This window comes from Proteiniphilum sp., from assembly GCF_034331125.1.
In the GTDB taxonomy this organism is placed as follows: Bacteria; Bacteroidota; Bacteroidia; order Bacteroidales; family Dysgonomonadaceae; genus Proteiniphilum; species Proteiniphilum saccharofermentans.
The window spans coordinates 45,875-62,380 of record NZ_JAXQGC010000045.1 but is presented as its reverse complement, the minus strand read 5'-3'; the positions used below and the strand labels follow the sequence as shown (position 1 = coordinate 62,380).

Annotated in this window: 6 protein-coding genes; 4 read left to right on the top strand and 2 right to left on the bottom strand. The window is 44.2% G+C overall.

What is annotated here, in order from left to right; all coding sequences use genetic code 11:
• Nucleotides 1-51 precede the first annotated feature (51 nt).
• The gene (locus U2P89_RS11190; protein WP_322191441.1) at nucleotides 52-2,727 is read right to left on the bottom strand and encodes a calcium-translocating P-type ATPase, PMCA-type; all 2,676 of its coding nucleotides are present in this window, start codon (nucleotides 2,725-2,727) and stop codon (nucleotides 52-54) included.
• Between the two features lie 553 nt (nucleotides 2,728-3,280).
• Between U2P89_RS11190 and U2P89_RS11185 the strand changes: the two genes are divergently transcribed.
• Entirely contained in the window at nucleotides 3,281-5,437 is a 2,157-nt protein-coding gene (locus U2P89_RS11185) for an elongation factor G (RefSeq protein WP_313381066.1), read from the top strand.
• Nucleotides 5,438-5,493: 56 nt separating this feature from the next.
• Here the strand turns inward: U2P89_RS11185 and U2P89_RS11180 are convergent, their stop codons facing one another.
• The gene (locus U2P89_RS11180) at nucleotides 5,494-9,636 is read right to left on the bottom strand and encodes a two-component regulator propeller domain-containing protein (protein WP_322191440.1); all 4,143 of its coding nucleotides are present in this window, start codon (nucleotides 9,634-9,636) and stop codon (nucleotides 5,494-5,496) included.
• A gap of 735 nt (nucleotides 9,637-10,371) precedes the next feature.
• Between U2P89_RS11180 and U2P89_RS11175 the strand changes: the two genes are divergently transcribed.
• The 3 genes from U2P89_RS11175 (at nucleotide 10,372) to U2P89_RS11165 (ending at nucleotide 16,499) form a co-directional block, all read left to right on the top strand.
• Nucleotides 10,372-13,350 carry a TonB-dependent receptor gene (locus U2P89_RS11175; RefSeq protein WP_322191446.1) on the top strand — a complete coding sequence of 993 codons (2,979 nt, stop codon included), beginning with the start codon at nucleotides 10,372-10,374 and terminating at the stop codon, nucleotides 13,348-13,350.
• 12 nt (nucleotides 13,351-13,362) lie between these two features.
• Nucleotides 13,363-15,060, top strand: a complete 1,698-nt coding sequence (locus U2P89_RS11170; protein WP_322191439.1) for a RagB/SusD family nutrient uptake outer membrane protein — start codon at nucleotides 13,363-13,365, stop codon at nucleotides 15,058-15,060.
• 341 nt (nucleotides 15,061-15,401) lie between these two features.
• A complete protein-coding gene (locus U2P89_RS11165) occupies nucleotides 15,402-16,499 on the top strand; it encodes a glycoside hydrolase family 88 protein (protein ID WP_322191445.1) in 1,098 nt (365 codons plus the stop codon).
• Nucleotides 16,500-16,506 lie beyond the last annotated feature (7 nt).

The window sequence follows — 16,506 nt, the reverse complement described above, 5'->3', positions numbered from 1 at the left end:
TATGCTACCAAACCGGAGACATTGGCACATTGGTACATTGGCACATTAATTTCAATATTCGTCTTTACTGTGATTGAACTTCATCAGTTTCATCAGTTCTACCACAACAATAGGCACCAGAGAAAGAAGGCCTACATAAAGCCAGTGAGTGCCATCCATCGCCGTTACACCAAAAATTTCCATTACGCCAGGTATCACCAGTACAGCAAATAGGAGTAGAGCCGACAAGAAGATTGCTCCTAGCAATGACTTGTTACTGAATATACTTGTTTGGAAAGAAGAACGTCTGTTGGAATGCAGATTGCGTACATGTAACAATTGCGAAAAACCCAGTACGGCAAAAGCCATAGTCTGTCCTAAAGGTTGACCTCCATCCTTAAAGCCAATAATATAAGCAGCCAATGAGATCAGGCCGATAGTAGCTCCCTGGTAGCCTATTCTCCGGATCATCCCTCTGGTGAAAAATCCCTGTTTGGGATCCCGCGGTTTGCGGGTCATCACATCCTTATCGGCAGGATCCATACTCAATGCCAACGCAGGAAGACTGTCTGTGACCAGATTAATCCATAATATAAGGATAGGAGTTAACGGATTGCCGATATTGGCAATAGAAGCGATAAAGATCAGTAATACCTCTCCCACATTGGCCGACAGCAAAAACTGTATAGCCTTTAGTATATTGTCATAAATACGGCGTCCCTCTTCCACAGCGCTTACGATGGTCGCAAAATTATCGTCCGTCAGGATCACGTCCGATGCTTCTTTGGCTACTTCAGTACCCACCACTCCCATCGATACACCGATATCTGCCTGTTTGAGCGCCGGCGCATCATTCACCCCGTCACCGGTCATCGCCACGATATCATCATGAGATTGCCAGGCCTTCACTATCCTCACCTTGTGTTCAGGGGCTACACGCGCATATACCGAATAGGCCTCTACGTCTCGATAAAGCGTGTCATCGTCCATCTCTTCCACATCGGTGCCCGTAACGGCTTTATCCCCTTCATTGTAAATCCCTATCTCACCGGCAATAGCGACTGCTGTCACCTTATGGTCACCGGTGATCATCACGGGACGAATCCCGGCTGTCTTGCATTTTTTCACTGCTTCCACTACTTCGGGGCGGGCCGGATCAATCATACCGAGCAGCCCCACAAAGATGAGATCCTTCTCAATCGTTTCCGCATTCACCTCATCAGGGAGGGTATCTATATCTTTGTATGCAACGGCCAGTACACGTAATGCCGACTGCGCCATCCGTTGATTTTCTTCTTTGATGGTCTCACTATCTTCTTCGGTAATGGGACGCACTTTTCCGTGGATAAGTATCTGCGAGGAAACCGCAAGTACCTCATCCAGTCCCCCTTTCAGATTTACACGGAATTTCCCGTCCTCCATACGGTTGATGGTCGACATTCTTTTCCTTTCGGAGTCGAACGGCACTTCTTCCACGCGGGGGAAGCGGCTGTCCAATTCATTTTTATCCATTTTCAATCCGAGAGCAGCAGCCACAATAGCAGTTTCCGTAGGATCTCCGGCAATCTCATGTTCTCCACCTGACAACATTTTAAGATGTGCATCGGTACAGAGCAAAGATGATTGCAGCAACATCTGCTCATCGCTATCAAGTTCTTCGGGAAGCGGTGGATTGCGGAAATCGATGCGGTTACCACCTGTCCATCCTTCCACAACGGTCATTTTATTCTGTGTAAGCGTACCTGTTTTATCGGAGCAGATCACCGTGACACTCCCCAATGTCTCTACTGAAGGCAATGTACGCACGATGGCGTTCAACTTCACCAGGCGCTGTACGCCAATAGCCAATACAATAGTGGAGACTATCTGCAATCCTTCAGGGATAGCCGCTACTGCCAGGCTGACAGCCATCATCAGCATCTCTAACCAGTGATTGCCGTACAAGACGCCTATAATAAATATAAAGACACAGATCCCCAGCGCTACATAACCCAACACTTTACCGAGTTGTCCGAGACGTTTACTCATCGGCGTTTCCGTATCCTGCGTATTTTGGAGCATATGGGCTATCTTGCCCACTTCGGTTTCCATTCCGGTACCGACCACCACTCCTTTACCACGTCCGTACGTTACAGTACTGGTAGAAAAAGCCATGTTATCCCGGTCACCCAAAGGAAGTTCTTTCGCCTCCAACACTTCCTCACTCTTCTCTACAGGTAGCGACTCACCAGTGAGAGCCGATTCCTGTACTTTCATATTCACCGCCTCTATCAGACGCAAATCGGCAGGGATAATATCGCCTGTATCCAACACCACTATATCGCCGGGCACAATTTCGGTGGATGTGATCTCTGTCACCTGTCCTTCCCGTAACACTTTCGAATGAGGTGAACTCATCTTGTTCAACGCATCCAACGACGATTGTGCCTTTTTCTCCTGTACCGTACCGATCACCGCGTTGATCACCAATATCGCCAGTATCACAAAAGCTTCTACCAATCCTTCGCCCTCCATGACGCCGATCACTCCCGACACGACGGCAGCGATAAGTAAAATAACTACCATGATGCTCTTGAATTGTTCAAAGAACATCATCAGGAGTGTTTTCTGTTTTTGGGATTGGAGTTGATTGGGGCCATACCGGGTAAGCCGTTCTTTCACTTCATCTTCCGAAAGTCCTCTATCTGATGAAACTTTTAATTGTTGCAATATCTCTTCAACCGGTTGACTGTAATAGCGATCTTTCATTCTTTAATCTTTTAAATATAAACGTGCGTCTTCATGGCTGGAGTAACCCTCCTGAAACATATGCAGAATAAACAAACGGTAGAAAAAAATGTTTATCCCTTCCCTACTCCTCTTTAGACAATTCACTCCACTATATGTTATATAACATAATTATGGAATCACTGTTTGTCATACGTTTTTTATATATTGCGGCGCTGTTTTGGATAGCATGACTTTGCCGGTATTTATACCACGGCAAAGTCTTTTTTCATACAATTAAAAATTAGGATCAAGAACTAAGACTATAGAAATTCAAGATTAAGATTCAATATTCAAGATTTTCAAACTTCTTGACTTCTTTATTAATTAGTCTTATGGGCATATTAATAACATTATAATATTTTCTAATCATGAAACGAGCAAGAGAACTATTCTCACACGGACACATGATTATTGCGAGTTCAAACAAATTTAGATATTCACTCGCCATGGTATAGCTCAAGTAAACTTGGCTCTGCCCATTTGGCTTAACGCGAATATTCCATACACATCAACAAAAAAAATAAAAAAGCGTATGAAAGTTTACAAAACAAACGAAATCAGGAACATTGCCCTCATTGGCAATGCAGGCTCAGGTAAGACCACTCTCGCAGAAGCCATGCTTTTCGAGTGTGGTCTTATAAAACGACGCGGTACGGTAGACGGAAAAAATACCGTGAGTGACTACTTCCCTGTAGAAAAGGAATATGGATATTCCGTCTTCTCCACTGTTTTTTCATACGAGTGGAAAGAGAAACTGATGAATTTTATCGATTGTCCAGGCTCGGATGATTTTGTGGGAGGAGTTGTTTCAGCCCTCAATGTTACGGATATGGCACTGATGCTGATCGATGCTGCCAACGGGATAGAAGTTGGCACCGTCAATCAGCTCCGCTATGTGGACGACCTGAATAAACCGCTCCTTTTCCTGATGAATCAGATGGACCATGAGAAAGCAGATTACGACAACACCCTTGCAAGCCTGAAAGAACAATATGGTAACAAAGTCGTACCGGTACAATATCCTATTGGCAGCGGCAGTTCTTTCGACGGGATCGTGGATGTATTGAAGCAAAAGCTGTATAAATGGAAACCGGGTGCTACAGCCCCCGACGTATTGGAAATCCCCGATAGTGAGAAGGAAAAAGCGGGAGAATATTATCAGACTTTGTTGGAAGCAGCAGCCGAAAATGATGAAGGTCTGATGGAAAAATATTTCGATCAGGGTTCCCTTACCGAAGAAGAGATGCGAGACGGTATCCACAAGGGAATAATCAGCCGCAGCCTCTTCCCGCTCTTCTGTGCGTCAGCAGAAAAAAATATGGCTGTGCACCGTATCATGAACTTCCTGAGTATGGTGGCGCCCTCTCCGCTTGATGTCCCTACCCCTCTTAACAGCGAAGGGGAAGAAGTGAAACCCGATGCATCAGCCCCCACAAGTTTGTTTTTCTTTAAAACAACGGTCGAGCCCCATATCGGGGAAGTTTCCTATTTTAAGGTAATGTCAGGCTCGGTGAAAGAAGGCGACGATCTCGTCAATGCTAACCGCGGTTCAAAAGAACGCCTCGTACAGCTTTATACCGTGGCCGGACAGATCCGCAACAAAGCGGAAGAGTTACAGGCTGGCAGTATCGGCGCAGCGGTAAAACTGAAAGACGTGCGTACAGGAAATACACTCAACTCAAAAGATACCGAGAACAAGTTTGACTTCATCCGTTATCCGGAACCCCGTTACCGCCGGGCGATCAAGGCTGTCAACGAGTCGAACTCCGAAAAGCTGAGCGAAGCCCTCACCCGCATGAAAGAGGAAGATCCCACCTGGTTGGTGGAAAACTCCAAGGAACTGAAACAGACTATTGTCTCCGGACAAGGCGAATTCCACCTGAGAACATTAAAATGGCGGTTGGAAAACAACGATAAGATCGAGATTGAATTCCTGGAGCCCAAGATCCCTTACCGCGAAACCATTACGAAGTCGGCGCGTGCCGATTACCGCCACAAAAAACAGTCGGGAGGTGCCGGCCAGTTCGGTGAGGTGCATCTTATTGTAGAGCCTTATACCGAAGGGATGGCTGTGCCGGAAGTTTATCGTTTTAACGGGCAGGAATACAAAGTACAGAACCGCGATACACAGGAGATCAACCTGGATTGGGGCGGCAAACTGGTATTTGTGAACAGTATCGTGGGTGGAGCCATTGACGCCCGCTTCCTGCCTGCTATCTTGAAAGGGATCATGGCCCGTATGGAACAGGGGCCCCTTACCGGATCGTATGCCCGCGACGTACGCGTGATTGTGTACGACGGCAAGATGCACCCTGTGGATTCCAATGAAATCTCTTTTATGCTCGCAGGACGCAATGCGTTCAGTACCGCCTTCAAAAATGCAGGGCCCAAGATCCTCGAACCTGTCTATGATGTAACGGTATCCGTACCGGGTGAATATATGGGCGATGTGATGAGTGACCTGCAGGGACGCCGTGCCATGATCATGGGTATGGAAAGTGAAAAAGGATTCGAAAAACTGAAGGCGAAAGTGCCCCTGAAAGAAATGAGTTCCTACTCCACATCGCTGAGTTCCATCTCCGGTGGAAGGGCTTCTTTTTCCATGAAATTCTCGAGCTATGAACTGGTTCCTTCCGATGTACAGGAAAAACTGTTGAAAGCGTATGAGGCACAGGAAAAGGAAGAGTAACAATAACCACACACTACTTCAACATCAGGGGCGACCGTTTGGCCGCCCCTGTTTGATTATTCTCCCAATGTACCCGAAAATCGTTCTATATATTCACTCGGACGCATATTGAATTCCTTCTTGAAGCAGGAACTGAAATACTTAGGATCGTTGAAACCCACAGCATAAGCCAGATCCGATATCCGGATATTCCGGTTTTGATCCATGATCCGGCAGGCCGCTTTTAGCCTGATATTCGTGATAAATGCCGAAGTATTCAATCCTGTAAGGGTTTTCAGCTTATTATACAGCGTGGACTTGCTTACGTTCATCTCTTCCGAGAACTGTTGCTGGTCAAATTCCGTATTATCTAAATGCCGGTTTACGCAATCGATCGCTTTTCGTATGAATTCTTCGTCGAGATTGGTGAATTCCAGGTCTTTCAATTCAAATACCAGCTGGTTTTTAAAATCCCGTGCTATGCGTTCCCGGCTTTTTAAGAGATTTTTGATACGCGCATGCAGTACGTTCAGGTTAAAAGGCTTACTGATAAATGCATCGGCTCCCGACTCATAGGCATCGGCGCGGTCTTTCTCATCGGTTTTGGCCGTCAGTAAGATAATAGGAATATGACTATATTCAATATTGTTCTTCAGCGATCTGCACAGTTCCACGCCATCCATTTCCGGCATCATAATATCCGAAACAATAATATCTATTTTTTCATGTTCGAGAATAAGCATCGCCTCTTTTCCGTTTGTAGCAGTCAATACATGATAATCCCTGTTTAACAACCGATGAATAAGCTGCAATATCTCCGCATTGTCTTCCACAACCAATATGGATGATGTTTTTTGTTTTTTCGTCGTAGGTACGTTTTCTTCTGCTATCGCAGGGGCTTCAACGATTGTCGGCTCCCGGACGGTTTCAAATTTATTCGTATCGATTTCTGAATCCTCGAAACAGGAGACATCGATGGGAAGAATGACCGTGAATTCAGTTCCTTTACCGATCTCGCTTTCCACCTGTATCGTCCCGTGATAGAGGTTGACAAGGTCTTTTACCAGTGATAATCCGATGCCGGTACCAGTAGTTTTGTGGCGACGGTAATTTCCCTCGTAGAACCGTTTGAATAATGTTTGCTGGTCTTCTTTCGAGATTCCCGCTCCATCATCTTTTACCGATACCAGGATATGGTCTTTTTCTTCATCCCGGTATGATAGCGTTACCCGTATGGAGCCCCCTTCCGAAACATATTTGGCAGCATTTGAGACCAGATTGTAGAGAATCTTGTCCAATTTGTCAATATCAAACAATCCCTGGATATTTTCCGGATCACTCACGTAGGAAAAATGAAGTTTCTTTTTCCTGATCAGCGGATAAAACGACTCGATAGCGTTCCTTATAAATTCGGAGATATTACCGTATGCAACGCGCAATCGCAAATTCCCTGACTCGGCTTTCCTGAATTCCAGGATTTGTTGCAACAACCGGGACAACCGGTTGATATTCTGCCCCATAGTCGCATACAGGTCGTCATTCCGGGGTGATATTTGTTGCAATTCGTCCACTGTAGCCGAAATAATGGTGAGCGGTGTCAGGAATTCATGCGTGATATTCGTGAAAAACTGTAGTTTGGCATGGTTGAGTTCTTCTGCTTTTTCCTGTTCTATCTCTTTATACCGTAATTGATTACGAAGATGTATGCGATTCAGGATATTCCGGTAGATCGCATAACCGATCAGCACGAAAGTACAAAAATAGATGACAAAAGCCCACCATGAAAGCCAGAACGGGGGCAGCACATTGATTCGCATCTCTTTAATCTCATCGTTCCACACGCCATTCTGCGTAGTCGCCCTCAATTGAAAAACATACTGTCCCGGCGAAAGATTATTGTAATAAGCCACATTTTGTTTCGAATCGGCATATGTCCAGTCCGGATCAAACCCGGCCAGTTTATAGGCATATCTGTTCAGTTCGGGATTTTTGTAATTGAGGGTCGCAAAATGGATACTGAAATTGTTATACTTATGCGGAATCGTGATCCGATCAGAGAAAGAAGGGACTTTTTCAGATATTTTGCCGGTTATTTCCTTATCCAGGTTATAGAAAGAGGTGTTCAATACCCTTATATCGGTTATATAAAACGGTGTCGGATTGATCTCTACCTCTATATTATCGGGATTGAACCTTACCAATCCTTTATACCCCCCAAAAAACAACTCTCCGTTATGATTACAGGATGATTTCGATATGAAAAAGTTATCGCATAACCCATCGGCTGTAGTATAAACCCGATAGCTTGTCAGTTCGGCTGTTTCATTGAACGAGAGCCTGGCAAGTCCGTTGCTTGTACCGATCCACAGATTTCCCTGCCGGTCTTCCCTGATGGAACTAATCAGGGTTCCCAGAATAGAGAATTGGGGCGATTTGTCGATAAACGAGTCCGACACTTTGTCGTACAGGTACAATCTTCCGTTTTCGGCTCCCGCCCATAAACGTCCGAAGGTATCATAATACAGCACATTGATGGTGTGAGCGGATATCTTTCCATTTTCAGCAGTATAGTTCCTGAAAGTGAGTCCTTCTTTACGCCGGGGATCACCTTCCACCGATATTATACCATTACCGATCGTTGCAACCCATATTCTGCCGGTATCGTCTTCCGCTATATCGATCATACTTGACGGCTCCAGGCGCTTACCATCGATAATGATCTCATCGAAAGTGACTCCTGTATTATCGCTGAGCCAGACACCCAGCCCATATTGCGTTCCAAGCCAGCAATTCTGCTGTCGGTCGATGTAAATGCTCCGTATACGATTATCACTGATGAAACTGCAATTCTCTTCAGTATACGTTTTGACAGGTTTTCCTTTTTCATATACCCATAACCCGCCTCCATACGTACCGAAAAGTATTTCGCCGGTATTACGCTGCTTGATATCATACGTTGTAATTTGACCCATTCCGTTGAATTCAGGCAAGGCCAGTTGCGAGATAGTCTTTCCCGATTTTTTATCATGCAGGACAACTCCGTATGTGCCTACACCCATCCACATATTATCGTCATTATCTAAAAAAACTGCCCGTATCGCCCCGGTAGGTATCTCCGGAAGATCTACACCAAAAAAATTGAACTTCGACTTTTCCGTATTTGTAAACAAGACACCACCGCCGATAGTGCCGATCCAGATATTTTCCTTGTTATCCCGGATAATGGAATTGACCTCGTTGGAGGGAAGCTTATTGGTCTTATGAGTTGTACTCCAATTGATAAATCCGGAAGGGTTATCATATTCCAGCATACTAAGACCGCTACGGGTACCTATCCACAGGGTATTGGTATGGATATCCTCACAGATATCATAGACAAGGTTATCCGACAGACTTTCCGGATCGTTGTTATCATGCCGGTATGTCTTCAACCGGAAGTTCCCCGTATCACGGGGGTTTTCAAGCAGATGAAGGCCTTCACCCCATGTTCCTATCCAGATATTCTTCCTGCTGTCTTCATAGATCACATGCGCCGAGTTACGCGGGTTCAGTTGCGGGTAAACGTAAAAGATATTCTTAGAGGGAGAATACCGGTATAATCCGTTATCCCATGTACCGATCCATATCTCACCGGAGCTATCCTGAATGATGGATTTGAGTGAAGCAGTTATGGATATATCGCCAACTTTTTGCAGACTATGATGCGTAAAGGCGTTCTCACGCGAATCATATCTGAACAGTCCGTCATCCAATCCGATCCAGACCTCATTATTTTTTGTCACGAGAATACAGGAAACCACCTTATTGGTTGTGTTCCGGATCTCGACAGGTTCAAATGTCCCCGACCTCTTATCGAATCGGTTCATCCCGCTGTACGTTCCTACCCAGAGATTTCCCAGATCATCATCCGCAAGACAATGAATATTATTGCTTGTCAACACAGGGGATTTTAATTGGTTGGAATTATAAACCGTTATCTGGTATCCGTCGTATTTACATAGTCCGTTTCTTGTGGCAAACCACATAAATCCCTCCCGATCCTGATATACTTTCTGTATTTCATTGGTGGGAAAACCATCCGTCGTACTCAGGATATTAAAATCCAACCCCACACTGCCCTGTTGAGAATACATAAAATCTGTACAGCCGAACAGCAAAATGAAAACGGCGTAAAGTAATGTTAAATGATTGGGTAGAATATCTGGTGACAACTTCTTCATTAAAATCAGATTTTTCACAAATATAATGAAAGCCAAGAGGTAAGCTAAGCTCGCTTAAGCTTACCCGAGGCGCATCTTATATTCTACAAATATAATGAAAGCCGAATGGTAAGCCAAACTTGTTTGAATTATTCCGTTAAGAGAGTGCAGAACGAGTTTACTTGTTCTGCCGAGCGCAGGAATAATCTAATTTATTGAACTTGCCTGAGGCGCATCTTATATTCTACAAAAATAAGAAAACTCAACATGGTTCAGAAAAAATTTATGTGAAAAGATGGCTTATCAGAAAAAGGAATCTATCACTAAACTCAGTTAATTATTAAAGCATTAGCGATAAAACGCTATGTTAAAATAGAGTTGCCTTCATATTTTTCCACCTTTTTGAGTGATAATTAGAGTTGATTTATACCCCGCCGGTCTACCTTTGCCCACTGTGAGTCTTAAATAATATTTTAATATAATTAAATGAATTTTGCCTATGAATAAAAAGCCTGAGATCTTTTAGTGAAATTTGATTTTATAGAGAGACATTGATTTTATTGTAAAGATCAACCTTGAAAGCCTAAAAAGTTCAAAAACCTACTAGACATTATATTGATTTAAGAGTAAAATGCCGATGATCAGGCATCTGAAAACCTTATTCATATAAACTCTAATGTAATATCATTACTAAATTATTAATCTATGTACAAACTAAAAACATTTATTACATGTATCGCCTTATGCTTATGCAGCATGACGGCGTTTGCACAAACCAGCGTAACCGGTAATGTTTCCGACGTGAATGGCGAAGCAGTTATTGGTGCGAGTATACTGGAGAAAGGCACTACCAATGGTACCATAACTGATATCGATGGTAATTTTACCCTGAACGTATCCCAGGGAGCCATCCTTCAGATCAGCTATATCGGTTATATAACACAGGAAGTACCTGTAACCGGCCGGTCACTCACCATTATCCTTGAAGAAGATACTCAAACCCTCGAAGAGGTAGTGGTAGTAGGTTATGGGGTACAGAAGAAGTCAGATATCACAGGTTCTGTAACATCTGTATCCAAAGACCGATTAGAGAAACTTCCCGTTACAAATGTGCTGCAGGCAGTACAGGGAGCAGCTGCGGGAGTCACCATTACACAGACCTCATCTATACCGGGTGATGCTCCGGATGCATACGTACGGGGTAGAAACTCTATCAATGCATCTTCCGGCCCTTATGTCGTAGTGGATGGTGTACCTATCAGTAAATCGGGAGGAACTCTGAACGATATCAATCCGAACGACATTGCATCCATGGAAATCCTGAAAGACGCCTCCGCTACAGCTATTTATGGGACAAACGGTGCAAACGGGGTTATCCTTATCACTACTAAGAGAGGATCTACAGGAAAACCGGTTATCCGCTATAACGGCTATCTCGGGATCGAAGATTTTACCAACAGATTACAATTTGGTGACGGCCCGCAAATCCTTCAGCGATATAAGGACTATGTAGCACAGAATCCCGGGGAAACACTCTTTGACGGGTTTGTAAAGAATGAATATGAATCGGAGAACTACAAGAACGGTGTGACGAACGACTGGATCGATGCCGTTACACAGACCGGTATCATTCAGAATCATAATATAAATATATCCGGTGGAGCGGAAAATGTAAAATATTACGTATCGGCCGATTATACCGATCAAAAAGGTATTGTGAAAGGGTTTAACTATAAACGGTATTCTGTACGTACCAATATCGATATGAATGTAACCGATTATCTGACGGTAGGAACCAACACATATCTTGTTTCTCACAATCGTGATGGAGGGCGTGCCAATTTTCTTATGGCAGAAGCAATGAGTCCCTATGCCAGGATGTACAATGAAGACGGAAGTTATACTATTCATCCCATGTACAGTGAAACGCTGTTTACCAATCCGCTGATGTGGACGACCACAAATCCCGAGCGCCGGCAGTTCAATATGAATATTAACGGATATGCCGAAATGGATTTCGGGAAAATAGCGAATTCATTGCAGGGATTGAAATATAAATTCAACGGGGGGTATGCCTATATGCCCAAACGGACGAATGTGTACGAAGGTAAATCAGTAAACAGGAACAATGGTTATGCCAGAATCTTTAATGAAGAAACGCAAAGCTATACGATAGAGAACATTATCTCGTATGCTCGTGATTTTGGCTTACATCATCTCGATCTCACCGGATTATATGCCGCTTCTCGTAAGAAATACCAGAATGCTACATCCGAAGCAGAGAAATTTATGACCGATGATCTGGAATGGCATAACTTAGGAAGTGCGGAAACACATAAAGTAGGCTCTTACACCGACCTTTATTCTACCATCTCGCAAATGGGACGTCTTAATTATTCATATGATAGCCGGTATCTGTTTACTTTTACCGTGCGCCGCGACGGTTCATCCGTATTCGGGGCCGATAACAAATACGGTGTATTTCCTTCTGTGGCCCTGGGATGGAATATCGCACGCGAGAATTTCATGCAGTCGGCTAATGATTATTTGAATACTCTGAAATTAAGACTTTCTTACGGTAAAGCGGGAAACGAGGCTATTGGAGTATATCAATCGCGTGTGAAGCTGGAAAGCGGTATGCTGACGATGAACGGAAGTAGCAGCGCCGCTCTGTGGCCCAATGAAAACATGGGTAATAACGAACTGACCTGGGAAACAACACGTACCTTCAATGCCGGTCTGGATTTCGGCCTATGGAATAATCGTATCGACGGTAACGTGGATATCTATTTTTCTACTACGAATGATCTGTTACTCAGACGGAACCTGCCCAAGATATCCGGATACAACTCGGTTTATACCAATATGGGGGAAACAGCAAATACAGGAGTTGAAGTGACCATTAATTCAAGGAATATTACAACCCGGGACTTCTCGTGGAATTCTTCACTGGTATTCTCCTGGAATAAAAATGAGATCAGGGATCTTTATGGAGACAAAAAGGATGATTTGGGGAACCGGTGGTTTATCGGCCATCCCATCGGAGTTATTTACGACTATACAAAAGTTGGGATTTGGCAGGAAGATGAAATTGCTGCCGGACTACATGAGAATTGGGATCCTATCGCCGAGGCCGGAGATATAAAATTAGCGGATATCAGTGGCCCCGACGGTGTGCCCGACGGACAGATCAATGACTATGACCGTACAGTACAAGGACAAACGACTCCTAAATGGATCGGCGGTCTGACAAATACATTTACTTACAGGGACTTCTCTCTAAGCGTATTTGTTCAGACAGTACAAGGTGTAAAAAGGAACAATACACTGATTGGTATTGCCGGTGATGAGATGGGACGTCGTAATACAGCTACCGAGATAGGTTATTGGACGCCGGAAAACAAAAGCAACGAGTGGCGTTCACTGCGCAAGAACTCCAATAAACATGGTTACGGTTTCCCGAGTGATGCCAGCTTCACCCGAATTAAAGATGTAACGTTGAGTTATAATATTCCTCAGAATACGATCCGTAAAGCAGGCCTGGAAGCATTGATGCTGTACGTGAGCGGACGGAACCTCTTTACTTTCACCGATTGGATCGGATGGGATCCGGAAGCGCGCCAGATCAGTCGCGGCGGCAGCTCATGGGATAGTACACGGGGCGAAACGGTATATGACAGCAGCAATTACCCTGCTACAAAAAGTTTTGTATTCGGTTTAAATATCACATTTTAAAAAATAAAAACAATGAAGTTTAAACATATATTTTTAATCGTATGTGCTGCATTTTCCCTGGTTTGGGGAACGTCTTCGTGCAGTGATAGTTTTCTGGATGAAAAAATGTTTTCCAGTTACGGCCCGGAAGTAGGTGATACAAATGCTAAATTGATAGGTTTGCACCGTCAGTTCGCTGCTACCTGGGGATGGTCCGGCAGACAGGGATTTGTTGGATGTTGGCAGGTAGGGACTGATATCGGTTCACCCGGTGACACCGAGGGTGTAGAAGTTCCTTTTTATCGTTATCAGGAGTTAAATGCCGAAAATGGTGCCGTTAATTTTCTATGGGAAAGATTGTATGAAATTATCAACAGTTCTAACCAGATTATCGCCGCATTAGGTGAAGAGGGAAATGCGGCGGAGAAGGGTGAAGCAATGTTTTTCCGTGCATATGCCTATAATATGCTGGTAACCCTCTGGGGGAAGGTTCCTCTGGTGACTGAATCCACGACTGTACCTAAAACAGATTATGTACGGGAAGAAATAGCAAAGATCGATGAGTTGATAGAAAGCGACCTGACCTATGCGATTGCCAATTTACCGGCAATAGGACAGACTCGGACTGAAAGTCGGATCAGTAAAGACATCGCACGTCAAATGGCAGGAGAAGCTTTTCTGCGCATGGGGATGCGTGACGCTTCCTATTTCAAAAAAGCCGAAGATGCAGTGACTCCTATCATCACCGAAGGCAACTATAAACTGATTGAAGAACGTTACGGAAAGTTCCTTACAGAAGGTGGAGACTATTATTCCGATATGTTTCGTTGGGGCAATCAACGTCGCTCCCAGGGAAATACCGAAGGAATCTGGATTTTCCAGATGGAATATAATCGGGATGTGAATGGCGGAACGATTGATAATCCGCAGCAACGTCGTAATTGGGTTCCTGGCTTCCATAAATATGCAGGTATGGTAAATGCCGACTCCATCGGAGGACGGGGTAATGGACGTCTCCGTCTGAGTAACTTTGTAAAATACGGCTTATTCGAAAATGGCGATGTCAGAAATTCCAATCACAATATCCGTCGCCAACTTTATTACAATCGCCCCGGCTATGAGGAATCTTTTGGTGTAGATGCAAATGGATTTCGCGTAGAATTAAATCAGGGAGTACGAAATGTGACCGTTCGCACCGGTGATCCCGTTATTCCGGCAAAAGACGATTCTCTGGCTGTAAACTATCCGCACCCGACAAAATGGGGAGGATATGATCCCAGCGATGATTTCGGATATGCGTTGGTAAAAGATTGGCCGTTAATGCGCTTGGGGGAAACCTACTTACTGCGTGCGGAAGCACGTTTCCGTCAGGGAAACAATCAGGGTGCTGCAGATGATATCAACGTGCTGCGGAATCGTGCCTTTAAAGCGTATCGCACCTCCTCCGGTAATGCTGATGCCGGAAAGGTTACGGCTGCCCAGATAGATATCAATTTTATTCTTGATGAACGCGTCCGGGAACTGATCGCAGAGGAGAACCGCCGAATGACTTTGATGCGCACCAATACACTGAAAGAGCGTATCGCATTGAATGGAGACAAAGCACCTAATGCACCGGATAATAAAATAATCACAGGTTTTCAGGACTTCCATGCACTGCTTCCTATTCCTCTGACGGAAATTCAGTTAAATAATGGTGCAGCATTGGAACAAAATCCGGGATACAATTAATTACATTAATTGAAATAAGTACTAATTGGATATGTGAGAGTGTTCAGAACAATTCTTTTGAGCACTCTCTTTCTTTTTCCGGTAGGAAGAGTGTGAAATTGTTCACTGCTGTCATGGGATGAGTGAGCCAATATAATATTATCGTTAGAAACCGGAAAATCTACAATAAAAACGTCACTTTAAATGATAATTGAACATTTTTGAGTGATAAAAGAACCCGATCTTAGGAGATAAATGAGATATTTGCACTTTATTTTAACAAACAAACTCTCTGAATTATGAACTACAAGTTTTACGATTTGTCTGTAATGGTATTTTTCACGGTAATAATCGCCTGTTTCATGGGGTGCGGTCCGGGTCAGGATAATAATAAAACACCTGAAAGAACAGATGTAAAAGAAGTGATTGATATTATCCACAAAATAAATAATTACTGGCAGGCCAATCATCCGGAACACGGCAATGCATTCTGGCACAGAGCTGCCTATCATACCGGTAATATGGCTGCGTATGAAGTGACCGGAAACGAGGCATACAAGGCATATTCCGAAGCCTGGGCAGAACACAATGAGTGGAAAGGTGCCAAATCAGACAATAAGGAGAACTGGAGGTATTCATATGGGGAGTCTGACGATTTTGTGCTTTTCGGAGATTGGCAGATCTGTTTCCAGGTATATGTCGACCTGTATAATCTGGATGAGACAAAAGACGAAAGAAAGATTGCACGAGCAAAAGAGGTGATGGAGTACCAGATGAGCACACCGCAGAATGATTACTGGTGGTGGGCTGATGGGCTCTATATGGTGATGCCGGTGATGACAAAACTATACAATATAACTGGAAACGAACTGTATCTGAGTAAACTTCATGAATATTTCTCCTTTGCAAAAGAGCTGATGTACGATGAGGAGAACACTCTGTTTTACCGGGATGCCAAATATATATATCCTGCTCACAAGACGAACAATGGGAAGAAAGACTTCTGGGCGCGTGGTAACGGATGGGTATTCGCCGGACTGGCCAAAGTATTACAGGATCTGCCCGAAGACAATCCCCATAGAGATGAATATATAAGTGTATACCGGGATATGGCGAAAGCGCTTGCCGGTTGCCAGCAGGAAGAGGGATTCTGGACTAGAAGCCTGCTCGATGCCGACCATGCTGCCGGATACGAGACCAGTGGAACTGCATTCTTCCTTTATGGCTATTTATGGGGAATAAACAATGGTTTCTTTGATAGAAATGAATATGACCCTGTGGTGGAGAAAGCATGGAATTACCTGGCCGATATCGCGTTGCAGGATAACGGTAAAGTAGGCTATGTACAACCTATCGGTGAACGGGCCGATCAACATACTGTAAACGCGGAAACCACTGCCGATTTCGGTGTAGGTGCTTTCCTGCTGGCTGCCTCTGAGATGGTGAAACATTTGAAGTAAGAATCAT

Bases quoted from the DNA above. Each gene is read 5' to 3' on its own strand.
- U2P89_RS11190 (WP_322191441.1), bottom strand. From the start codon at position 2,727: ATGAAAGATCGCTATTACAGTCAACCGGTTGAAGAGATATTGCAACAA.
- U2P89_RS11165 (WP_322191445.1), top strand. From the start codon at position 15,402: ATGGGGTGCGGTCCGGGTCAGGATAATAATAAAACACCTGAAAGAACA.
- U2P89_RS11185 (WP_313381066.1), top strand. From the start codon at position 3,281: ATGAAAGTTTACAAAACAAACGAAATCAGGAACATTGCCCTCATTGGC.
- U2P89_RS11175 (WP_322191446.1), top strand. From the start codon at position 10,372: ATGACGGCGTTTGCACAAACCAGCGTAACCGGTAATGTTTCCGACGTG.
- U2P89_RS11180 (WP_322191440.1), bottom strand. From the start codon at position 9,636: ATGAAGAAGTTGTCACCAGATATTCTACCCAATCATTTAACATTACTT.
- U2P89_RS11170 (WP_322191439.1), top strand. From the start codon at position 13,363: ATGAAGTTTAAACATATATTTTTAATCGTATGTGCTGCATTTTCCCTG.